The organism is Vibrio sp. 2134-1 (assembly GCF_033339495.1).
Genome location: NZ_JAWOUS010000542.1, coordinates 1 through 646, shown reverse-complemented (window position 1 = coordinate 646; position 646 = coordinate 1). Strand labels below are relative to the sequence as shown.

1 protein-coding gene is annotated in these 646 nt (G+C 45.4%); it reads right to left on the bottom strand.

What is annotated here, in order from left to right; translation table 11 throughout:
• Nucleotides 1–100: 100 nt before the first annotated feature.
• The gene (locus R7R78_RS27120; RefSeq protein ID WP_225474737.1) at nucleotides 101–493 is read right to left on the bottom strand and encodes a DUF1090 domain-containing protein; all 393 of its coding nucleotides are present in this window, start codon (nucleotides 491–493) and stop codon (nucleotides 101–103) included.
• Nucleotides 494–646 lie beyond the last annotated feature (153 nt).

Below are 646 nucleotides of genomic sequence, written 5' to 3'. Positions count from 1 at the left end.
CGCCCTAAGTATTTAGCGATATTGACTTTGTTTCGAGATGTGAACAACGCCACAAAACTGCGGTGAAAGATGGCTTTAACCGCCGCGAAGGTCGGTGTGCCTACTGGCCGTAATTCCATTCCAACTCACGTTTAGCGTCTAACAACTCTTTTTGCGCTTCATCTAACTTTCGGCGCTTTTTCTCGATTTTGTCGCTCGAACCCGACGTTTGTGCCTCTACCGATTCTAGCTCGCGGGCTTTTACTTTTTGCGCTTTTTTTTCGATTTCTGCTTGCAGTTTTTCGCGTAAATCTTCTTCCGAGCATTCATCCTCAATCGCAGCAAGGGCTCGTTTTAATCCATCAATGCGCTTTTGATTACCTTGTACTGTGGCGTATTCAATTTGCTGCTCAAGTGCAAACGCTTTGGCATCACACCCTTTTAGCTCTTCTTGAGCGACAGTAGGAAGCGAAATAGCCATCGTTAACGCAGCACCACAAATCACGGCTTTCATTTTAAACCTCTCCAGTAAATACAGCTCGCGCCCTCAAATGGGGGCGCATAAAAATAGGTCAACATCATTGGCAAACGCATTTCGCTCGCCGAATGTTTCAAGGTCGAGGAAGTTAAGATTCTGCGCTTTGCTTGTTGTATTCAATCGAATTAA